Here is a 21,880-nt window from a genome sequence, read left to right as displayed (position 1 = left end):
CGGGTGAGGGAGCAAAACCAATGCATAAGCCAACTCACATTCCGGCATAAGCATTGCAGGACAATCCGCCTACCCATGGGAATCAGCCAATACATCAAGGAAATCGGCCGCGGCGCGCGAGGCGCCAAGCCGCTCACGCGCGAACAGGCCACCGACCTGTTCGGCCAGGTGCTGGACGGCACCGTCACCGACCTGGAAATCGGCGGCTTCTGCCTGGCCATGCGCATCAAGGGCGAGACACCCGAGGAGATGGCAGGCTTTCTCGATGCCACCCATGCGCGGCTGAACCTGATTCCGGACGGCGACCGGGCGCTGGTCGTGCTGCCCAGCTACAACGGCGCGCGCAAGCTGCCTGTGCTCACGCCGCTGCTGGCACTGCTGCTGGCGCGCGAAGGCCTGCCGGTGCTGGTGCACGGCAGCGCCAGCGAAAGCTCGCGCGTGCTGGCGTCCAACGTGCTCTCGGCGCTTGGCGTCGCTGCGCTGGAGGCCGTCCGCCCCATCGCCAACGGCGAAGCGGCCTTTGCTCCCACCGAACTGCTGAACCCCGCGCTCAAGCGCCTGCTCGACGTGCGCCGCGTGGTCGGCCTGCGCAACCCGGGCCACAGCGTGGTCAAGCTGATGCAGCCCACCGCCGGCGCCTGCGTGGTGGTGGCCAGCTACACGCACCCCGAATACGCCCGCACCATGGGCGAGACCTTCGAGCTCACGGGCATGACCGCCCTGCTCTCGCGCGGCCTCGAAGGCGAAGTGGTGTCCGACCCGCGCCGCACCGCGCAGATCGACGGCTTCGTGCGCGGCGTGCGCACCGAACTGCAGGCGCAGCAGGCGGGCACCGCCGCCGACGTGCCGGGCCTGCCGAAGGAAATCGACGTCGCCACCACCGCCGACTACACGCGCCGCGTGCTGGCCGGCGAGCTTCCCGTGCCCGAAGCCATCGCGGCGCAGGTCAGGCACATCACGCAACTGGCATCCCACGCATGAACAACGACAACCCCACCTCCCTCATCGCCGGCCGCTGCACGCTGGTGGGCGCCGGCCCGGGCGACCCCGAGCTGCTGACCGTCAAGGCCGTGAAGGCGATCCAGGCCGCGACGGTGCTGCTGGTCGACGACCTGGTGAACGACGAGATCGTGCAGGCCTACGCCCGGCCCGACGCGCGCATCGTGCACGTGGGCAAGCGCGGCGGCTGCAAGAGCACGCCGCAGGCCTTCATCGAGCGGCTGATGATCACCGCCGTGCGCGAAGGCGAGACGGTGGTGCGCCTGAAGGGCGGCGACCCCTTCATCTTCGGACGCGGCGGCGAAGAGGTGGAGCACCTGCGCGAAGCCGGCATCGAATGCGCCGTGGTCAACGGCATCACCGCCGGCCTCGCGGCCGTGACCGCGCTGGGCGTGCCGCTCACGCACCGCGACCATGCACAGGGCGTGGTGTTCGTCACCGGCCATGCCAAGACCGGCGCGGGCGCGGCCGAAGACCCGACCGACTGGCGCGCACTGGCCGCGACGGCGTACAACGCGCGGCTCACGCTCGTCATCTACATGGGCGTGGCGGGTGCGAGCCACATCGAGCGCGAACTGCTGCAGGGCCTGCCGGGCGACACGCCGGTGGCCGTCATCCAGCATGCGAGCCTGCCGCACCAGCGGCACATCGCGACCACGCTCGACAAGCTGCAGCGCGGCATCGCCGAAGCGGGGCTCGCCAGCCCGGCGGTGATCGTGGTGGGCGACGTGCTGCGCGGGCTCGCCGCAGCCGCCTTGCCGGTGCGCGCGGACAAGGTCGGTACCTGATCGGCACCTGACCGGGGCGAGGACGGTTCGCGCGGCGCGGGCGCCGCGCACCACAACGTGGCATGGATCGTGCTGTGCCACCGGCAATGAATGCAGCCGTCACGCCCGAACCCGCCGCCGTCGAAATCGTCGCGCTCACCAAGCGCTACGCCCCCGGCACGCCGGCCGCCGTAGACCAGATCGACCTGCGCATCGCCAGCGGCAGCTACTGCTGCCTGCTCGGCCCGTCGGGCTGCGGCAAGAGCACCACGCTGCGCATGATCGCGGGCCACGAGTCGGTCACCAGCGGCGACATCCTGCTGGACAACCGCAACATCACCGACCTGCCCGCCGCGGCGCGCGGCACGGCGATGATGTTCCAGAGCTTCGCCCTCTTCCCGCACCTCTCGGCCACCGACAACGTGGCCTTCAGCCTCAAGATGAAAGGCGTCGGCAAGGCCGAGCGCCACAAGCGCGCCAACGACCTGCTCGAACGCGTCGCGATGGGCCACCTGGCCGACCGCAAGCCCGGCGAGCTTTCCGGCGGCCAGCAGCAGCGCGTGGCGCTGGCGCGCGCGCTCATCACCGAGCCGCGCGTGCTGCTGCTCGACGAGCCGCTGTCGGCGCTCGACCCCTTCCTGCGCATACAGATGCGCGCCGAGCTGCGGCGCTGGCAGAAGGAACTGGGCCTGACCTTCGTGCACGTGACGCACTCGCAGGAAGAAGCGATGGCGCTGGCCGACACCATGGTGGTCATGAACCACGGGGTGATCGAGCAGGTCGGCTCGCCGCACGCGGTCTACAACCACCCGGCGAGCGAGTTCGTGGCGCGCTTCATGGGCGGCCACAACGTGTTCGACACGCCGGCCGGCCCGATCGCGGTGCGCAACGACCGCATGCGGATCGCCGCAGTTTCCGGCGAAGCAAGCGCGGCACCCGATGCACTGCGGGCCACCGTCACCGACGTGGAGTACCAGGGCACCTACGTGCTGCTTGGCCTGTCGCTCGGCAGCGCCGCGCCGGGTCGCCAGAACGTTTCGGTGCTGCTGGGCGAAGCCGCTTTCCTCGCCCGGCCCTATGCGCAGGGCGAGGCTGTGCACCTGTCATGGGCCGCGGCCGACGCGCGCGTGCTCGGCCCAGGCGCCAAGCCGCCGGGCGAGCGGGCCTCGGCACTCGCCGGCAGTGCACCGCGCGACGACACGGCCGCGCTTGCCATGACCCTCTGAGCCGACCCTTTTTCTTCCCTTTCCTTTCCACTGCTTCTTCCACGGAGACTTCACCATGACCGACCCCATCGACTCGTCCGCCGGCTTCAAGCGTCGCACCCTGCTGCAGGGCACGGCCGGCATCCTGGCCACGGGCATCGCACCCTTCGTGCATGCGCAGGAAAAGGTCGTGCTGCGCTACCTCGGCACGGCGGTGAACCAGGACAAGGCCATTGCCGAGAAGTTCAAGGCCGACACGGGCATCGAGATCCAGTACGTGGCCGTGACCACCGACGACGTCACCAAGCGCGCCGTCACCGCGCCCAACAGCTTCGACCTGATCGACACCGAGTTCTTCTCGCTCAAGAAGATCGTGCCGACCGGCAACCTCAAGGGCATCGACACCAAGCGCGTGAAGAACGCCGACAAGATCACCTCGCTGTTCACCAAGGGCGAAGTCGCCGGCAAGAAGGTCGGCGACCAGGGCACGGCGCCCGTGAAGGTGATCTACCTGGAAGGCGAGAAGAGCAAGGCCTTCGCCAAGTCGGCCACGCAGTACATGTCGCTGATTCCCACCACCTACAACGCCGACACGCTGGGCATCCGCCCCGACCTGATCAAGCGTCCCATCGGTTCGTGGGCCGAGCTGCTGAACCCCGAGTTCAAGGGCAAGACCGCGATCCTGAACATCCCGTCGATCGGCATCATGGACGCGGCGATGGTGGTGGAAGCCAAGGGCATCCACAAATACGCCGACAAGGGCAACATGACCAAGGCCGAGATCGACCTGACGATCAAGACCCTGATCGAGGCCAAGAAGGCCGGCCAGTTCCGCGCGCTGTGGAAGGACTTCAACGAGTCGGTGAACCTCATGGCCTCGGGCGAGGTGGTGATCCAGTCGATGTGGTCGCCTGCCGTGACGGCCGTGCGCAGCAAGGGCATCGACTGCACCTTCCAGCCGCTCAAGGAAGGCTATCGCGCCTGGGCCTCGGGCTTCGGCCTGCCGGCCACGCTCTCGGGCAAGAAGCTCGACGGCGCGTACGAATTCATCAACTGGTTCCTCGACGGCTGGGCCGGCGCGTACCTCAACCGCCAGGGCTACTACAGCGCCGTGCTCGACACCGCCAAGACCAAGATGGAGGCCTACGAATGGGCCTACTGGATGGAAGGCAAGCCCGCCGCGCAGGACATCAAGAGCCCGCAGGGCGATGTGATTGCCAAGGCCGGCTCGGTGCGCGACGGCGGCAGCTACGAGCAGCGCATGGGCGGCATCGCCTGCTGGAACGCGGTGATGGACGAGAACGAGTACATGGTCCGCAAGTGGAACGAGTTCGTCGCGGCCTGACCTCCGGCCTGAGCCTGTGAGCGCACCCTCGACCAGCGCGTCCGCCGCCACCGCGCCCATCCACGCCGTCAAGGCGTGGTGGCAGGCGGCGCCGTTCGCGCTGGTGTTCCTGCTGTTCTTCCTGATTCCGCTGGCGCTGGTCGCGATGGTCAGCCTGTGGAACTTCAATGAATACGAGCTGATCCCGGCGGTCACGCTGCGCAACTACCTGAGCCTGTTCGAGGGCTGCTCGCGTCTCACCGACAACGGCGACCTGTGCGTCACGCTCAACACCTACCTGAGCACGTTCAAGTTCTGCGTGCTGGTGTGGGGCATCACGCTGCTGATCGGCTTTTCGGTGGCGTACTTCCTGGCGTTCCACGTGCGCTCTTCGACCATGCAGACGGTGCTGTTCGTGCTGTGCACGGTGCCGTTCTGGACATCGAACGTGATCCGCATGATCTCGTGGGTGCCGCTGCTGGGGCGCAACGGGCTGGTCAACCAGGCGCTCATGGGCCTGGGCCTGGCGAACCAGCCGCTCGAGTGGCTGCTGTTCTCCGATTTCTCGGTGGTGCTGGCCTTCGTGCACCTGTACACGATGTTCATGATCGTACCGATCTTCAACAGCATGATGCGCATCGACCGCTCGCTGCTCGAAGCAGCCAGCGACGCGGGCGCCTCGGGCTGGCAGACGCTGTGGAACGTGGTGGTGCCGCTGTCGCGCACCGGCATCCTGATCGGCTCGATCTTCGTCATCACCATCGTCATGGGCGACTTCGTCACCATCGGCGTGATGGGCGGCCAGCAGATCGCGTCCATCGGCAAGATCATCCAGGTGCAGACCTCGTACCTGCAGTTTCCGCTGGCGGCTGCCAACGCGATGATCCTGCTGGCGGTGGTGCTGATGATCATCTGGGGGCTCACCCGGCTCGTCGACATCCGAAAGGAGTTGTAGCGTGGGCTTTTGTTCTTCAGGGCACGCTCACGCCGACGGGGTACCTTGCTCCGCGAATGTCCCCCGGCCTGCGGCCTCCTCCTTTATTTCGCTGCGCAAGGCACCCCATCGGCGCGAGCGTTGTTCGCAGCAGTGGTTGATCGGCCGCGAACCAGCAGCGTGTCCTGTGCCGGGAGCATCGGGTGCTCCCCGCAGCGAAATAAAGGAGGAGCCGAAGGCGGGGGACATTCGCGGAGGGGAGTACCCGGTGCTCTCGGCACTCGCCCTGAAGGAAAAACACAAATGAGCCAACGCATAGGCGAACAACGCTCCCCAGGCTTCTGGCCGCTGGCAACCGTATTCGGACTTTTCGTCCTCTTCCTCTACGGCCCGATGATCACGATCTTCGTGCTCAGCTTCCAGGGCCCCGAGGGCGGCCTGACCTTTCCATTGCGCGGCGTCTCGCTGCACTGGTTCTACAAACTGGCCGAAGGGCTGGGCACGGTGGACATCGGCGCGGCCTTCAGGCGCTCGCTCGCGCTGGGCGCGGTGGTCATGGCCTTCACCGTCGTGCTGTCGGTACTGGCCGGCCTGGCATTCCGCAAGAAGCTCGCGGGCAGCAACGCCCTCTTCTTCGTCACCGTCGCCAGCCTCATCATGCCGTCGATCATCATCTCGCTCGGCATCGGCCTGCAGTTCCGGCTCCTCGACACCGGCATCAAGAGCCTGCTGACAGCCATGGACGCCACCACCCTGCTCGAAGGCTACGGCACCGCGCTCGGCCTGTTCAGCTCCGCCCTGGGCGCACACCTGACATGGACGCTGCCCTTCGGCCTGCTCATCATGTTCGCCGTGTTCAACCGCTTCAACCCCGCCTACGAAGAAGCCGCACGCGACCTGGGCGCCACCCCGTGGCAGAGCTTCCGCTTCGTGGTGCTCCCGCTGATCGGCCCCTCGATCGTGGGCATCGGCATGTTCGGCTTCACGCTGTCGTGGGACGAAATCGCCCGCACCTCGCAGGCCATCGGCGACGTCAACACCCTGCCGCTCGAACTGCAGGGCCTGACCTCGACCGTCACCACGCCGTCGATCTACGCACTGGGCACGGTGACCACCATCGTGTCGCTGCTGGTCATGGCCGTGGCGCTGGGCTCGGCCGCCATGCTGCGCCGGCGCTCCACCCGCAAACGCTAGCCGAGGGCTGCGCACCGGGCAGCCAGCAGCGTCTCGATGTCGTGCACACGCCGGCCCGTGGCATCGACAACGTTGCGCTAGGTTTCGATTCATCGCGGAAACGCTACTCCCTTGAAATCAACGGCATTTGCCCCGAGCACTCATTGGGATTGGAAATCGTATTTCATGAATAATGGAGTTCTTGGCGATTTAAATCGCTAATTTTGTAATTCCTACCAGAGTCAACTCTGCTTTGCTCAGTAGGTTAGCGCCAAATCTCTGGGTACGCAAATAAAAGCCATATACCGATAATTTGCCCCTTGGTTCGCTATGTTTTCTTCATAGCAATGCTCAAGATATCAGGGTCCTAAACGCGGCGAAGTGGGCTGCGCGCTCGCACGGCGCGGTCGTCGTGGAAACTATGGCTAGCTCTATGCTGTTAGAGCTGCTTCCAGTGCACGCTCCGGCCTAGCGCAGGATTTGGCTGGTTAGCGCTATTCAGTCGAACACAAGACAACTCGACACCCCTAGGCAGGCCTAACGGCCTCGCGCTGACGCACCTCTATTGAGTTCTACCGAATACTGATCTTCTACCCACGGCAATTTGCGTTTAAGGCTGATCCACGTAAAACCATGCCCTGCTCGTCTTTAAAAAGCAGAGCATCTTAAGAGTGATCGACGTGGCGACATTGAATGTCGCCAGACATTGGCCCTCTGCGAGTAGATGTCATGCGCGAGATCGCAAGGCATGCCTGTCTCGCAAGACCGTAAAAAAGTACCTGCGAGGTGCCGCATTACGCTAAGCAAACGACCTCGAGCAAGCTCGATCCGTATGCCGAGAAATTCGCGACCTGTCACGCGATCGAGCCACCAAATCGCGGAAACAGCGCTGCACTCTGCGGCAGACCCACACAATCGACTAGCTTGAAGGCGATCGCCCGATCCAAGCACTGCAAGACCCTCTCGAGAGTCTCCGCCTTGAGCAAAAGATCAAAAGCGCATGGGATCTCTTTGGTGCGGAGGGGGGGCGATTCGGACACTCCTTCCGTAAGCACCGCAGTTTGCTGGTGAATCCAATTGCTTAGAGCATGCGCTTCAAAACAAAGACGCTCATGAAATGTCGATCGTCGATGTAAAACCATTTGCCTATTTGACAATAAGAACCAATTGATATCAATTGTTAAATAGCCCATGCAAACCGTATGGTAATTTCATATCGTCCGCGTGCTCTTAGTAGCATTCATCGCCGCGTCCGAGCCTGCGATCGCAACCGTCAAAGGCATCCCGACAGAAGCAATCAGGCCGCCGTTGTTGGTCGGATAGGAAGCCTCAGATACCACGTCAACAGACATAAATGATTCCCGTTCTTTTTTCATTCTGATTGTTTGGAGGTGAACATCAATATTTAATACCAGCCATATTTCCAATTTACTAATTCAAAACTCAATCATGGAAAAAACAGGAATTCGCCCACTTAGCAACGAAGAATTGAACCAAGTCTCCGGAGGGCAACTAAGGGAGATTACGGTCACCGCGGATCGAGAATATCCGGCAATGCCTCCAGGGTATGGGGCATCCTTTATGGACCGGTTTGGTAGGGCAGGCATGGATATGCTGGGGCAATTTACTCGGCTAGAAGGAGAATTGCAAAAGCAAAGAGATTTTTCTCCTTCTAACTTTGCCCACCCGCCGATATTAGGGCCGGTCACCGACCGCGGTCACATGGGCATGATTGCTCCACTAAAAAGTCATCCAGGCGAAATCGCAATGGATCGAAACGGAAATGGTGTTTTCGACACGATATTGTATCTGCCAAACACCCAGGCCAATACAACACCTTATGTCTTTACGAACAGAGGAAATGGAATAACTCTAGGTTGGTATCCAAAGTAGCCCTGAACAATTTTAAGGCGTCACAAACCTGCGCTACAGATTCGTCTGTAGCGTCAAATTAAATAGATAATGACAACACTGTTCAGAAAGGAGGCCCTGGAAAATAAAAGTCTACGGTTGCACGGCACCGTGACACTAAAAAATACAACCAGGCTATCCATCATTGCCTATGCTTTGCTGGCGATAGCTGCAGCGCTGATTTGCGCAGCCCTGCTATCGCAGTATTCTCGAATTGAAGTTGTCCCCGGCGTTGTTATTACAACTCAGCCTACCGCCAAGGTTTTCGCTTCAAGAAGCGGTGTGATAAAAAAAATCTTGGTCCGAGAAAATGAAAAAGTACAAGTCGGCCAGCTCCTAGGCGTGGTTTCTGTCGACTATGTAGCGGACCAAGGGGCTCGAGTTGCCGAAGACAGCTTATCTGCACTCAACGAGCAAAAATCCGCCATTCGAGACCAGCAAAAGAGCTTAGAAATGGCAGTCTTGCAAGAAACAAAGCGACTGCAGCAACTCGCAAAGCAAAGCGACCAAGAAGTTATCAACTTTACGTCACAAATCGCACTTCAAAAACAGCTTGTTGCGTCAGCCGAATATCTATTCGAACTCAGCGATCTAGTGATTGGCGAAGGGATTGTTTCAAAAGTAGAGCACGAAAGAAGGCGTCAAGCCAGAATTCAAGAGAACCAAAAATTACAACAACTGGAGCAACAAAAAAGCTCTGCTATCGCACAACGACAGCAATTCGAAATTCAGCTAAAAAAGTCTTTTATTGACCATCAGAGGCAAATGGCAGCCCATGAAGGGAATATCAGCCTATTAGATCAGCAAAGATCTAAACTTCGAGCCGACGTCGATTACAACATCATATCGCCCGCTCACGGCCGCATCACAACCATTCAGTTAGCACAGGGACAAAACGCGGATCCGAGGGTTCCAATTATGACTATTGTGCCCGAACCCAGCGCCTTCAAGGTCGACGCCTATGCGCCATCCAGATCCATCGGGTTTATCCAAAAAGGACAGCCCGTGCGACTGATGTATGACGCGTTTCCATATCAACGATTTGGTTCATTTGAGGGTGTGATTGACGAGGTTTCGCGGGCAATTAGTTTGCCCAGCGAACTGGATGTCCCACTTCAACTAAAAGAAGCAGTGTATCGAATAAGAATAATCACCCCTGAGCAATCAATTAAAGCATTCGGAGCTACGTATGCCCTGCAATCCGGCATGACATTAAGAGTAAGCATCATTTTGGAAAAGCAAACCTTTTTAGATAAATTGCTTGAGCCGTTTTACGCAATGAGGGCTAAATCTTGAAGAGGAAGAAATTTTCGCAAGAAAACTATCAACGGCAATCCGAAACGGGAGAGTGCGGCTTAGCCTGCATATCAATGATCGCAAGTTACTACGGAAAGTCCGTAGGCCTCTCCAGCATCCGCAGGAAATTCCCCATTTCATCGAGGGGAACGACTCTTAAAATGCTTATTGAGCTAGCAGACGCTCTACAACTTCAAAGCCGAGCCGTTCGGCTGGATCTAGATAGTATTTCCGGACTTCAGCTGCCAGCCATCCTACATTGGGAGCTCAATCACTATGTAATTCTGATTGAGGTCTCGACAAAAAATGGAGAAATAACATACCTCCTTGCAGATCCTGCAATAGGAATTAGAAAAGCAGCAGAAAAAGAATTTTCTCAGGGATTCACGGGAGTCGCACTCGAAATCAACCCCAATAAAGAATTTCTTCCAGAGCGAGCCCATACAAGACTTCAGGTCAAGCAACTCTGGTCTGGAATGCACGGCATTGTCGCAGCCTTGCTGAAGGTGCTGGCCCTTTCTCTGCTCATACAGGCGATATCTCTTGTAATGCCGTTTTATCTTCAGACGGCTGTCGATACCGTTGTGCCCGCTCAAGACAAAGATCTAGCTAAGGTGCTGTTCGTTGGGTTTCTTGGGCTTCTGGCAATCAACACCGTTTCCTCTTGGACACGCTCCCAGTTGATGCTGATTTTGGGAAATAGACTCTCCCTTCAAACCACTACCAATTTATTTAGACATACCGTTTTCCTGCCGACGCTGTGGTTTGAAAGACGGCATCTAGGTGATGTTATATCTCGATTTGGCTCCATGCAACCCATTAACGATTTGATCAGCAGAGGGTTAGTCTCTGGAATTGTGGATGGCATCCTGGCGCTGCTTACGCTCGGATTGATGATTCTATATTCTCCCATTCTGTCAGGAATCGCGATTTTTGCCGTCTTTCTAATCTCGCTGATAAAAGTCTTTTATTTCAACGCAGCTAAGATACTGAGCGACAACCTTTTATCGGCACAGGCCAACGAAGAAAGCGTTTTTATAGAAAGCATCCGCGGGATTGAGACGATAAAAGGCTTCTGCCAAGAAAGCAGTCGTCAAAAGATTTGGCAAGGAAAAAAAATGCTTCTGTTGAAGCGACGATCAACAACGGAAAACTCTCGGCCAATTTCGAAGCAGCGAGCGCGGCGGCAGTAGGCCTTGAGGCGCTCCTGTTTGTCTATATAGGCGCGAACCTTGTGATCAATGCGGAAGTCACATTGGGAATGATGTTCGCTTATCAAGCGTACAAACAGAATTTTATTGGTGCAGCAGTTCGATTAGTCGATCAATTAATGAGCTATAAGCTGCTAGGAGTTCATTTAGATCGAATTTCAGACATTGCATTTTCGCGGGGCGACTCCTTGCCTGACATGGAGGATTTCGCATCGGCGCCATTTAAAAACCTGGAGTTGAAAAACATTCAATTTCAATATTCACATGAATCACCAAAAGTCTTGGAAAATTTGGACCTGAAAATTCAATTTGGAAAGACGACCGCGATCATTGGAAAATCAGGCTGTGGAAAAACGACTTTGGTAAAAATTTTATGTGGAATACTCGAGGCCCAATCCGGTGAATTTTTGATCGATGGCATGCCGCTTGAAAACTATGGTCGGCGACGATATCGAAATCAGCTCGGGATAGTCAGTCAAAATGACACCTTATTTTCGGGGTCATTAGCTGAAAACATATCGTTCTTCGATCCAGACTATGACAAGGATTGGCTAGTAAGTTGTTGCCGTCAGGCTGCAATACACGATGAAATAAACTCAATGCCAATGGGTTATGACACCATGGTTGGGGACATGGGATCAAATTTATCCGGGGGTCAGAAGCAAAGAATTTTGCTTGCTCGCGCTCTGTATAAAAAACCAACCATCTTGATTATTGACGAAGGGACCGCGCATCTTGACATCAGTACAGAAAAACTCGTTGCCGCAAGCATCAAGGCCTTAGGTATTACACGAATTATTGTTGCCCACCGCCCTGAAACAATAGGGAGCGCAGACCATGTTGTGGAGATTTTTCACAAAGCATCAGCGACTTTAGCGAGCACCGATGGTTTAATTCGACAGTCAAGGCAAACCAATGCATTTTAGTGTTTGGCAAAAAAAACGCGCTCGAAAATGGGCAATTTATCTCCTAACTCTAATAGTTTTTCTTTTCCTATTGGCGCGGGATTCAGGGGTAATTAGAGATCGCATAATCGGGCACCTATATGGCATTACAATTAAAAACTCGCCTCCAATGCCCCTGGTTGCAGCCCAAAAGGAGTATGTTTGTTCGGCTAATGAGGTAACGCTATCTCCGTCGGGAAATTACGCAATTTTTGAGCGCGGAGAACGCAAAACCAACATCATGGCATCGAGTGGAACCGCGATGCAGGTAGTCGATCTGGTATGTTTAAAAAACAATAATCCAATGGAAAATTGTGCCGTTCATTTAGCTGGCTTTGATGGAATGCGCCCTTTTGCTTGGCTAAGAGATGAAAGTGCGATATTTGCAATGGAAAATGAAACAAATCTAATAAAAATCGCACTAAGCCCTGTGGGCTCTATGAATTCCCCCCGTATCGTAGAACGAGTCAAGTTTGATAGTTTTAGTGCAATCAGATCATTAACAAAATCCGGGGTGACTGATGATAGTTCTGCAAAAATTAACGTGGATCGCTTGAATGAATTGAATCGCGAAGTGTTTGAGCGTGTACGTAAAAATGACACCGTCGTAGGGATTTCGCTAATGGCAGACGGGAAAGTTGGAGTCTTTGCCAGGACCGAAGACTTGCAATCTGTCATATACGACGATTGGAGGCGCTTTGAACAAGGGACAAAAGAAATGGTGATCCATTCGTCTGTACTTGCTCCCGCTCCCGGCGGCGAGAGTGAAAAACTGCTGGTACTGGGGACAGGGTTTGCGACCCAGAGCGATGGCTTTGAAATTGCCAATTCCAACGCATCATATGCGAGCAAGCCTCTCTTATCTCCTCAAGACGGGCAATGGCTGGGGTGGTTCGACTTAAAAGATTTACGGCTTAGTCAGAATTTAATTAATGGCAATGCGGCAGAAAATGAGGTCAAAACTATTTTAAAGGACCCCTCACAGACAATTTCTGGCCTTTCTATTTCGGACTCTGGCGACTTTGCAATAATTTCAAGAGATTCTTTCGAAAATAAATTGATTACTATCGGGGATCGCGAAGGAAAATTTGCGATCGATTGCCCAAACCTGTACCCCATAGCGTTTGGAAGTCTTGAGAACTCTCTTGAAGACCGAGCATTTAAAGCCGCAGTTGATGTTGTCTCTCTCGGCACATCAGAATGGCCGCTGTACGGAATTTCGCTTGTGCAACCCAACCCACATGGGTTGGCGGTTGTATTCGGTGGAGGGCCTGGAAATTCGGGACTCAATCAATTAAGAACAAATTCCTCCGCTCACATGTACCGGCGCCTCGGGTACAACGTACTTATTGTGGACTACAGCAGCAGTCCGGTGTACGGGTTACGGGTGGCAGAGCGAATCAGGCTTCTCGGATTGAATGCACTAACGCGGGATAGCGACCTTGTTGCTCGCTATATCTTGGAGAAGCATCCGGAAGAGAAAAATATCGTTGTGCATGGAGAGAGTTTCGGAGGCCTTCCTGCAGTTTCCCTGAGTGCTTCGATTTCAGGCCCGAACAATCTAGTATTGATGGCTCCATTTTTAAAATACTTAAAACCAGAAGAATGGGTTTTTGATGCCAAAGGAGCATCAAATTCGGCGCGTTCGAATTATCAGCACGCATGGGACAAAGCTGTTATGGGCGTTGATTCAAAGGACTCCAACGAATTCGAGATTCAACTTCGAAAATTTGTCGAGCGGAAAAATCCTGAATCTCGGATTTTTGTTGCGTTCGGCGATGCGGACGTAATGTCTAAAAAGGAGCACCTCCCAAATTCTTGGGATGAAGGGTTGGAAACTCAAGTATTTTCGGGAAATCACGAGATGCTCTCGCTGAATCCCGCGCTTTGGCCAGCTGTGGCGGAATGGTTGGGCCTAGCAAAATGAGATGTCCTAAGGGAGTGAATCTTTCCTGTTAGTGCCGGTGCAATCGTGATCGGCGGTTTAGCTGGTCAAAATTGCGTCGGCCCTAACGGGCTAACCAACTCAACGGCGTTGTCGACCTCAATAGACCTCCGCACAGCCGAGCCGGGCCCACACATCGACAGAGTGAATCATCTCTGCTAGTCATGCGACGTGTGCTACCCCGCACGGAAGGCATTGAGGCCAATATACAAAGGTAAGCGATTGGTTCCAAGGTTTAGTTGCGCTAGAGCCGCCTCGTCGAAAAACACCGCGCGACCTAAAATCCGCCGCACAACAAGCACAACGCAACCCTGAGGGGGTCCCATGCTCGACATCGACAAACTCAACGAATTCACCAACAACCATGGCGAACTGCGCCGCGGCCAGGGGCTGGTCACGGGCACGATCGCCCTGAGCCTGGCCATCCTGTGCTTCCTGGGCGTGCTCGCGTTCCACTTTCCGCAGTACCTCACCACGCCGGAGCTGCGCAAGAGCTACAACGTCGACGTGATGCGCATCATCCTGCTGACGGCGCTGGTCATCTCGGGCGGGCTGTCGCTGGTGAACATCATCTTCAACCGCTCGCGCTGGCTGTCGTCGGCAGCGTTCCTGCTGGTGGTTGCGTCGGCGCTGCTGGGCGGGCACAAGGTGCCGGTGCACGACTTCGCGGACCACACGCCGTACATCGGGCTCGACTGGTTCATCCTCGACCTGCTGGGCTCGTCGCTGATCTTCATCTTCATCGAGAAGCTGTTCGCGCTGCGCAAGGACCAGCCCGTGTTCCGCGAGGAGTGGCAGACCGACTTCCATCACTTCGTGGTGAACCACATGATCGTGGGCTTCGTGCTGCTGGCCACCAACCTGCTGGTGCACAAGCTCTTCGGCTGGGCAGCCAACGACGGCATCCGCGGCTGGGTCGGCAACCTGCCGTTCTGGGCCGGGCTGCTGCTGATCATCCTGGTGGCCGACCTGGTGCAGTACTGGACGCACCGCGCCTACCACGAGGTGCCCGTGCTGTGGCGCCTGCACGCGGTGCACCACAGCGTGAAGAGCATGGACTGGATGGCCGGCTCGCGCCAGCACATCCTGGAGCTGCTGATCACCCGCACGCTGGTGCTGGCGCCGATCTACGTGCTGGGCTTCAGCAAGGAAGTGATCGACGCCTACATCGTGGTGGTCGGCTTCCAGGCGGTGTTCAACCACTGCAACGTGAGCGTGCGGCTCGGCCCGCTGCGCTATTTGATCGTGACGCCCAATTTCCACCACTGGCACCACAGCCAGGACATCGAGGCGCTCGACAAGAACTATGCAGCGCACTACGCCTTCCTCGACTACATCTTCGGCACGGCCGTGAAGAGCACCAAGCTCTGGCCCGAGAAATACGGCGTGCTGGGCGACTACGTGCCCAACGGCTTCTTCAAGCAGTTGAAGTTCCCGTTCGTCTGGAAGGGCTGATGCGCGCTGCCTTCAAGACCCGCGCGGCCCTGGCGGCCGCGAGCGCCGCATTGCTCATGCTGACGGCATGCGCCACCCGCCTCGACCTGCCCTCCAACGACGCCGGGCTGCGCCTGCGCGTGCAAAGCTCGGTCATCGCGCCGGGCAATGGCGGCGAGCTCATCGCGGCCGATGCGCTGGAGGCGGGCGACATCCTGCTGACCTCCATCGCCACGGTCAATTCGTTCGGCATCCGGCTGGGAACTTTCTCGCCGGTGAGCCACGCGGTGCTGTACCTCGGCGACGGCCAGATCGCCGAAGCCGTGGGCACCGGCGTGCGCGCACGGCCGCTGGCCGAGGTGGTGGACGAGGAACAGATGGTCGTGGCCTTTCGCGTGCCGGGCGTCGATGCAGCCGGCGCCGCACGCCTGCGCGAATGGGCGATGTCGCAGGTCGGCACGCGCTACAACACCGTGGGCGTGCTGCTGAACGCGCCCTTCGTGCTCAACCGCCGCCTGTGCGAACTGCCGCTGATGCCCGAGGCCGTCAGCAGCTACTGCATGAGCGGCATGGCGATGGTGCAGTTGGGCGCGAGCCGCAACGACCAGTTCTTCTGCTCGCAGTTCGTGCTGGAGGCCTACAGGCAGGCCGGCCTGCCGATCACCCGCGCCGACCCGCGCTGGGTGAGCCCGGCCGACCTGCTGCACATGCGCGAAGGCGACGTGCCCTCGATCGCCGCCACGCAGCCGCTGCGCTACGTGGGCCACCTGAAATACAACCCGCCGCCGCTGCTCGCGGCGGATGGCCCTTGAGCGCGGCGGACGTGTCCCGCCGGTTCGGCGTCGTGGTGATCGGTGCCGGCGCTGCCGGGCTGTTCTGCGCCGGCGTGGCGGGCCAGCGCGGGCTCAAGGTGCTGGTGGTGGACCACAGCGAGAAGGTGGGCGAGAAGATCCGCATCTCGGGCGGCGGGCGCGCCAACTTCACCAATCGCGACCTCGACGTGCGGGCGCCGCAGCGCCACTTCATCGGCGACAACCCAAATTTCTGCCGCTCTGCGCTGTCGCGTTACGCGCCGCAGCAGTTCATCGACCTGGTGCAGAAGCACGGCATCGCCTTCCACGAGAAGCACAAGGGGCAGTTGTTCTGCGACGGTTCCTCGCAGCAGATCGTCGACATGCTGCTGGCCGAATGCGCGGCGGGTGGCGTCGAACGGTGGCAGCCGTGCAGGATCGGGAACATCGCCTTGACGCGCTCAGGCAGCTATCGAATCGAGAGCAGCCGAGGCCCCATCGAGACACCGAAGATCGTGGTTGCCACCGGCGGCCTGTCGATCCCGCAGATCGGCGCCACCGATTTCGGCTACCGCATCGCCGAGCAGTTCGGCCTGCGCGTTGTCACGCCGCGGCCGGCGCTGGTGCCGCTGACCTTCGGCGGCGAAGCCTGGGAGCCCTACGCGGGGCTGGCCGGGCTGGCGCTGCCAGTGCGCATCGAAACAGGGGCCAAGAAGGAAAAAATGGCCTTTCTCGAAGACCTGCTGTTCACCCACCGCGGGCTTTCTGGCCCGGCGGTGCTGCAGATTTCGAGCTACTGGAAGCCCGGCGCCCCGCTGACGCTGGATTTCGCCCCCGGCGTGGACGTGGCCCAGGCGCTGGGCGAAGCCAAGCTGCGCTCGAAAAAGCGCATCGCCAACGAACTGGCCGCCCTGGTGCCTTCGCGCCTGGCCGACGCCTGGGTCGGCCAGGACCCGGCACTGCAGCGCCCCGTGAACGAGGCCGCCGACAAGGCGCTGGCCGCGCTGTCGGAGCGCATCGCCCGCTGGCAGATCACCCCCAGCGGCACCGAAGGTTACAAAAAAGCCGAGGTGACGGCCGGCGGCGTGGACACCCGCGACCTGTCGTCCCAGACCATGGAATCGAAGCAGCCCGGGCTGTTTTTCATCGGCGAAGTGGTCGATGTCACAGGCTGGCTGGGCGGGTACAACTTCCAATGGGCGTGGGCGAGCGCACATGCATGTGCGACGGCCCTCTGACCCTATTCGCCAGGGCACCGTGGAACCGGCTTCGCCGGGCCACCGGTGCCGCCCCCGGCGAGGGGGAAGGCGAAGCGACACGAAGTGCGCGCAGCCTGGGGGAGTGCTATAATCGCGGGCTAACTCTGGCCTCCCCTCAACGGCCGCAAACAGTTTTCAGTTGAGGAACCCCGGCTTGGGGCCTCGATCTCTCCAGGCCAAATTCATTTCAACGATTCATCAATGACCACCATCCGCGTTAAAGAAAACGAGCCCTTCGACGTCGCACTGCGCCGTTTCAAGCGCACCATCGAAAAGCTCGGCCTGCTGACCGACCTGCGTGCCCGCGAGTTCTACGAAAAGCCGACCGCCGAGCGCAAGCGCAAGAAGGCCGCTGCGGTCAAGCGCCACTACAAGCGCGTGCGCAGCATGCAGCTGCCCAAGAAGCTGTACTAAGCAACGCCCGGGCGGCCGGCTCCAGACGAAAGTCAGCACCGCCGCCCAGTTGCCTCAGCCGCGCCAGGGAAACCTGCCGCGGCTTTTGTTTTTTCCGAAAGGTTGCCGAATGACACTCAAAGAACAGATCACCGAAGACATGAAGACGGCCATGCGCGCCAAGGACTCCGAGCGCCTGGCCACCATCCGCCTGCTGCTGGCCGCCATGAAGCAGAAGGAAGTCGACGAGCGCGTGGAGCTCGACGACGCCATGGTCGTCGCCATCGTCGACAAGATGGTCAAGCAGCGCAAGGACTCGATCGCCGCCTTCACCACCGGCGGCCGCGCCGACCTCGCCGACAAGGAAGCCGCCGAGATCAAGGTGCTGGAGGTCTACCTGCCCCAGCGCATGAGCGCCGATGAAACGGTGGCCGCGGTGAAAGCCATCGTGGCCGAGCTGGGCGCCAGCGGCCCCGGCGACATGGGCAAGGTGATGGGCGTGGTCAAGACCCGCCTTGCCGGCAAGGCCGACATGGGCCAGGTCAGCGCAGCGGTCAAGGCCGCTCTGACGGGCGCCTGATGCCGATGAACGCCGACAGCCGCTCCGTCGCCATTCCCAAGGCCTGCGCCTGCCTGGTCGACGCACGGGGCCGGCTGCTGGTGTTCCGCCATCCCGAGGATGGCAACATGCAGCTCCCCAAGGGCACCATCGAGCCCGGCGAAGCGCCCGAGGTGGCGGTGCGCCGCGAACTGCTCGAGGAATCGGGCATCGACCACCGCGGCCCGCTGCAGTCGCTGGGCACGCTGGACCGCGAATGCGAGGCCGGCGTCGAAGGCAACACCCATCGCCACCCGCAGCTGTGGCACCTGTTCCTGATGCGCGCAGAAAGCCCGCTGCCCGAGAGCTTCACGCACACGGCAACGGGCAGCCCCGAAGAGGAAGGCCTGGTCTTCCTGTTCAGCTGGCTCGAAGCCGGCGACGCGCTGGACGACTTCGCCCTGCCCTACCGCCAGACCATCGAGCGCGTCCGCGCCGCCCTGCTGCTCGCAGCCTGACACCGGCTCACAGGCCGGCGCGCGCGGCCATGTAGAGCCCGAGCAGCGCCAGCCCGATCAGGAAGCAGCGCTTGAACACGGCCACCGGCAGCCGCCGCCGCAGCCAGGTCCCCAGCACCATGCCGCCGATGGCCGGCACCAGCATCGCGAACGAGCCGCCCAGCGCCGACACTGGAAAGCCCCCGTTTCCGATCAGCCCGACGGCCAGCACCACCGTCGAGGTGGTGAACGAGATCCCCATCGCCTGGATCAGCGAATCGCGCTGGAACCCCAGCGCCTGCAGGTACGGCACCGCCGGCACCGCGAACACCCCGGTCACCGCCGTCACCAGCCCCGTGACGATGCCCACCAGCGGCCCCAGCCAGCGCGCCCGCGCGTCGCTCACGTGCAATTGCCGCCCGGTCAGCCCCCAGACCGCGTAGACCACCAGCGCCACCCCGAGCGCGAACGAAGCCCAGGCCCCCGCCGGCACGCCCAGCCACAGAGCCCCGCCCAAGGTACCGACCACCACGCCCACCTGCATGCCGCCGATGCGCCTCAGCACCGGCATGAAGGTCTCGCGCGGCCCGGTCTGCCAGATGTTGGTGACGAGCGAAGGCACTATCAGCAGCGCCGCCGCCTGCACGGGCGACATCCACAGCGCCAGCAGCCCCATCGACACCGTCGGCAGCCCGAGGCCGACCACGCCCTTGATCACCCCGGCCAGCAGGTACACCGCGGTGGCGGCGGCCCAGAAGCTCATGGCGTCGTTCGTCGGCATCGTCATGGCGGCCGAGTCTGCCGGGGAAGCCCGCGCCCGGAAATGCGGCATTCGCGCAGCCGGCCTCAGGCTGGGCCTGAGGCTCCTGGTGCACACTCCAGCGGATCATGCGATTCGATCTCACCGACCTGCGGCTGTTCCTCAACGTGGTCGAGGCCGGCAGCCTCACCGGCGGCGCCGGCCGCTCGCACATGACGCTGGCCTCCGCCAGCCAGCGGGTGCGCGGCATGGAAGACGCGCTCGGCACCCCGCTGCTCACGCGCCATGCACAGGGCGTGCGCGCCACGGAGGCCGGCCGCACGCTGCTGCACCATGCGCGCGTCGTGCTGCAGCAGATGGAGCGGCTGCGCGGCGAACTCGGCGAATACGGCCAGGGCCTCAAAGGCCACGTGCGCTTCATGTGCGGCACTTCGGCGCTGACCGAGCACCTGCCCGAAGTGCTGAGCCGCTTTCTCGCGCAGCATCCGCGCATCTCCGTGGACCTGGAAGAACGCGCCAGCCCCGACACGGTGGAAGCACTGCGCGCCGGCCTGTGCGACATCGGCATCGTCTCGGACGCCATCGACAGCGAAGGCCTCGAATGCCACACCTTCCGCCGCGACGACCTCGTGCTCGTCATGCCGCGTGGCCACGCGCTGGCCGGGCGCCGGCGCCTGAAACTGGCCGAGGTGGTCGGCAACGAATTCGTGGGCCTGCCCGCCGACAGCGCGCTGCAGCAGCTGATCACCCAGCATGTGCGCGCGCTCGGCAAGCACCTCGCCTACCGGGTGCGGGTGCGCAACTTCGAGGCGGTGTGCCGCATGGTCGAGTACGGCATCGGCGTGGGCATCGTGCCGCAGACTGCCGCCGAGCGCTGTGCCCGCTCGATGAAGATCGCGCGCGCCTCGCTTGCGGACAAATGGGCCGAGCGCACGCTGATGGCCTGCGTGCGCTCGTCGGAAGAGCTGCCGCTCAATGCCAGGCGCATGCTCGAGCACCTGATCGCGCCGGTGGAAGAACCAGCCAGGCCGCGTCGGGCCGCGACGGAGGCCCGTTCCGGTTGACCCGGGGCCTCAGGCGCCGGCCACCTTCATGCGGTTCACCAGCACAGAACCGGTGGTCTTGGCGCCGAAGGTGTAGGCATCGGCACCGATGGCCTCGATGCCCATGAGCATGTCTTTCAGGTTGCCGGCGATGGTGATCTCCTGCACCGGGAAGGCGATCTTGCCCTTCTCGACCCAGAAGCCGCTGGCGCCGCGCGAGTAGTCGCCGGTCACGTAGTTCACGCCCTGGCCCATCAGTTCGATCACGAACAGGCCGGTGCCCAGCTTGGCGAGCATGGCGTCGAGGTCGTCTGTGTGCTTGGTCAGGCGCGAACTCAGCGTCAGGTTGTGCGAGCCGCCGGCGTTGCCGGTGGTCTTCATGCCCAGCTTGCGGGCCGAGTAGGTCGACAGAAAGTAGCCTTCGAGGCGGCCGGCATCGACCACCTTGCGCGCCCGGGTGGTCACGCCTTCGTCGTCGAAGGGCGAGCTGCCCTTGCCGCGCATCACGTGCGGGTCTTCGGCCACGTCCATGTGCTTGGGCAGCACGGGCTTGCCCAGCGAATCGAGCAGGAAGCTGCTCTTGCGGTACAGCGCCCCGCCGCTCACGGCCTGCACCAGCCCGCCCAGCAGGCCCACGGCCAGCGGCGACTCGAACAGCACCGGGCATTCGGTGGTCTTGATCTTGCGCGACTTCAGGCGGCTCAGCGCCCGTTCGGCGGCGTAGCGGCCCACGGCCTGCGGGCTGGCCAGTTCGTCGGCGGAGCGCATGGAGCTGTACCAGGCGTCGCGCTGCATGTCGTCGCCCTTGCCGGCGATGGGCGCCACCGAAATCGAGTGCCGCGAGCTGGCGTAGCCGCCGCGGAAGCCGTGCGTGTGGGCGCTGAAGAAGTGGCTCTGCTGGGCCGAGACGCCCGCGCCTTCGCTGTTGGTGATGCGCTTGTCGGTCGACAGGGCGGCCGCTTCGCATTCCAACGCCAGCCTGGCGGCCTGCTCGCTCGTCACGTCCCAGGGATGGAACAGGTCGAGCTCGGGGTGTTCCTTGGCGATGTCGTCCTCGTCGGGCAGGCCGCTCACCGGGTCTTCGGCGGTGAAGCGGGCGATGTCGTAGGCCGCCTGGACGGTCTGCTCGATGGCGGCTTCGGAGAAATCGGAGGTGCTGGCGTTGCCGCGGCGGTGGCCCACGTAGACCGTGATGCCCAGCGACTTGTCGCGGTTGCGCTCGACGTTCTCGAGCTCGCCCTTGCGCACGGAGACGCTCAGGCCGCAGCCCTCGGACGCCTCGGCGCCGGCATCGGTCGCCCCGAGCTTCTTGGCGTGCGCCAAGGCCGAGTCGACCAGGTTTTCGAAGAAGGAACGGCTGTAGGCGAAGCCGGAATCGGCGCGCGAGGAGGATGTCGTCATGTGGTGGCTATGATACTTGCGCCCCCCAATCCCCGTTTACCCCCTGCTTCCCACC

Annotated in this window: 21 protein-coding genes; 18 read left to right on the top strand and 3 right to left on the bottom strand. The window is 60.6% G+C overall.

Annotated features, from left to right (window positions below; all coding sequences use genetic code 11):
• Positions 1–75 precede the first annotated feature (75 nt).
• From ybiB to WIX39_RS13800, 6 genes are all read left to right on the top strand, one after another.
• A complete protein-coding gene (ybiB, locus tag WIX39_RS13825) occupies positions 76–981 on the top strand; it encodes a DNA-binding protein YbiB (RefSeq protein ID WP_106934998.1) in 906 nt (301 codons plus the stop codon).
• Positions 978–1,787, top strand: coding sequence for a uroporphyrinogen-III C-methyltransferase (cobA, locus tag WIX39_RS13820; protein ID WP_409195237.1), 810 nt, complete (start codon positions 978–980; stop codon positions 1,785–1,787). Before ybiB ends, cobA begins: the two co-directional genes overlap by 4 nt.
• A gap of 86 nt (positions 1,788–1,873) precedes the next feature.
• Positions 1,874–2,992, top strand: coding sequence for an ABC transporter ATP-binding protein (locus WIX39_RS13815; RefSeq protein WP_106935000.1), 1,119 nt, complete (start codon positions 1,874–1,876; stop codon positions 2,990–2,992).
• A gap of 55 nt (positions 2,993–3,047) precedes the next feature.
• The gene (locus WIX39_RS13810; protein WP_106935001.1) at positions 3,048–4,316 is read left to right on the top strand and encodes an ABC transporter substrate-binding protein; all 1,269 of its coding nucleotides are present in this window, start codon (positions 3,048–3,050) and stop codon (positions 4,314–4,316) included.
• 16 nt (positions 4,317–4,332) lie between these two features.
• Entirely contained in the window at positions 4,333–5,250 is a 918-nt protein-coding gene (locus WIX39_RS13805; RefSeq protein WP_106935002.1) for an ABC transporter permease, read from the top strand.
• Between the two features lie 282 nt (positions 5,251–5,532).
• On the top strand, positions 5,533–6,423 hold the full coding sequence (locus WIX39_RS13800) for an ABC transporter permease (RefSeq protein WP_106935003.1): 891 nt from the start codon (positions 5,533–5,535) through the stop codon (positions 6,421–6,423).
• A 1,190-nt stretch (positions 6,424–7,613) separates the two neighbouring features.
• Here the strand turns inward: WIX39_RS13800 and WIX39_RS13795 are convergent.
• Entirely contained in the window at positions 7,614–7,778 is a 165-nt protein-coding gene (locus tag WIX39_RS13795) for a hypothetical protein (RefSeq protein ID WP_159053625.1), read from the bottom strand.
• Between the two features lie 73 nt (positions 7,779–7,851).
• Here WIX39_RS13795 and WIX39_RS13790 point away from each other — a divergent pair, with 73 nt between their 5' ends.
• The 11 genes from WIX39_RS13790 to WIX39_RS13740 all read left to right on the top strand — a co-directional run bounded on the left by WIX39_RS13790 (position 7,852) and on the right by WIX39_RS13740 (position 18,642).
• Positions 7,852–8,295 carry a hypothetical protein gene (locus WIX39_RS13790; RefSeq protein WP_159053626.1) on the top strand — a complete coding sequence of 148 codons (444 nt, stop codon included), beginning with the start codon at positions 7,852–7,854 and terminating at the stop codon, positions 8,293–8,295.
• Positions 8,296–8,364: 69 nt separating this feature from the next.
• Positions 8,365–9,609: an HlyD family secretion protein gene (locus tag WIX39_RS13785; RefSeq protein WP_106935004.1), complete on the top strand. Its 1,245-nt coding sequence runs from the start codon at positions 8,365–8,367 to the stop codon at positions 9,607–9,609.
• Positions 9,606–10,802 carry a cysteine peptidase family C39 domain-containing protein gene (locus tag WIX39_RS13780; protein ID WP_409195236.1) on the top strand — a complete coding sequence of 399 codons (1,197 nt, stop codon included), beginning with the start codon at positions 9,606–9,608 and terminating at the stop codon, positions 10,800–10,802. Before WIX39_RS13785 ends, WIX39_RS13780 begins: the two co-directional genes overlap by 4 nt.
• Complete coding sequence (locus WIX39_RS13775; RefSeq protein WP_409195235.1) at positions 10,712–11,746, top strand: peptidase domain-containing ABC transporter; 1,035 nt, start codon at positions 10,712–10,714, stop codon at positions 11,744–11,746. Before WIX39_RS13780 ends, WIX39_RS13775 begins: the two co-directional genes overlap by 91 nt.
• A gap of 148 nt (positions 11,747–11,894) precedes the next feature.
• Entirely contained in the window at positions 11,895–13,691 is a 1,797-nt protein-coding gene (locus WIX39_RS13770; protein ID WP_159053627.1) for a hypothetical protein, read from the top strand.
• Between the two features lie 342 nt (positions 13,692–14,033).
• On the top strand, positions 14,034–15,164 hold the full coding sequence (locus WIX39_RS13765) for a sterol desaturase family protein (RefSeq protein WP_081266551.1): 1,131 nt from the start codon (positions 14,034–14,036) through the stop codon (positions 15,162–15,164).
• Entirely contained in the window at positions 15,164–15,955 is a 792-nt protein-coding gene (locus tag WIX39_RS13760) for a YaeF family permuted papain-like enzyme (RefSeq protein ID WP_106935006.1), read from the top strand. The genes WIX39_RS13765 and WIX39_RS13760 overlap by 1 nt, the downstream gene beginning before the upstream one ends.
• 11 nt (positions 15,956–15,966) lie before the next feature.
• A complete protein-coding gene (locus tag WIX39_RS13755) occupies positions 15,967–17,172 on the top strand; it encodes an NAD(P)/FAD-dependent oxidoreductase (RefSeq protein WP_409195234.1) in 1,206 nt (401 codons plus the stop codon).
• 222 nt (positions 17,173–17,394) lie between these two features.
• Entirely contained in the window at positions 17,395–17,607 is a 213-nt protein-coding gene (gene rpsU / locus WIX39_RS13750; RefSeq protein WP_007833691.1) for a 30S ribosomal protein S21, read from the top strand.
• A gap of 109 nt (positions 17,608–17,716) precedes the next feature.
• Positions 17,717–18,166: a GatB/YqeY domain-containing protein gene (locus WIX39_RS13745; protein ID WP_081266549.1), complete on the top strand. Its 450-nt coding sequence runs from the start codon at positions 17,717–17,719 to the stop codon at positions 18,164–18,166.
• A gap of 5 nt (positions 18,167–18,171) precedes the next feature.
• Positions 18,172–18,642 (top strand): NUDIX domain-containing protein, encoded by a 471-nt coding sequence (locus WIX39_RS13740; RefSeq protein WP_106937494.1) that lies wholly within the window; start codon positions 18,172–18,174, stop codon positions 18,640–18,642.
• Positions 18,643–18,649: 7 nt separating this feature from the next.
• Here WIX39_RS13740 and WIX39_RS13735 read toward each other — a convergent pair whose 3' ends face one another.
• Entirely contained in the window at positions 18,650–19,408 is a 759-nt protein-coding gene (locus WIX39_RS13735; protein ID WP_409195233.1) for a sulfite exporter TauE/SafE family protein, read from the bottom strand.
• Between the two features lie 101 nt (positions 19,409–19,509).
• Here WIX39_RS13735 and WIX39_RS13730 point away from each other — a divergent pair, with 101 nt between their 5' ends.
• A complete protein-coding gene (locus WIX39_RS13730) occupies positions 19,510–20,445 on the top strand; it encodes a LysR family transcriptional regulator (RefSeq protein ID WP_409195232.1) in 936 nt (311 codons plus the stop codon).
• 9 nt (positions 20,446–20,454) lie between these two features.
• Here the strand turns inward: WIX39_RS13730 and pmbA are convergent, their stop codons facing one another.
• Positions 20,455–21,825, bottom strand: coding sequence for a metalloprotease PmbA (gene pmbA / locus WIX39_RS13725; protein ID WP_081266545.1), 1,371 nt, complete (start codon positions 21,823–21,825; stop codon positions 20,455–20,457).
• Between the last annotated feature and the right edge of the window lie 55 nt (positions 21,826–21,880).

Origin of the sequence: Variovorax sp. AB1(2024) (genome assembly GCF_037482385.2) — a bacterium.
Taxonomy (GTDB): Bacteria; Pseudomonadota; Gammaproteobacteria; order Burkholderiales; family Burkholderiaceae_C; genus Variovorax.
Note: the sequence above shows the minus strand (reverse complement) of the source record. Positions and strands in the feature narration are given on the sequence as shown.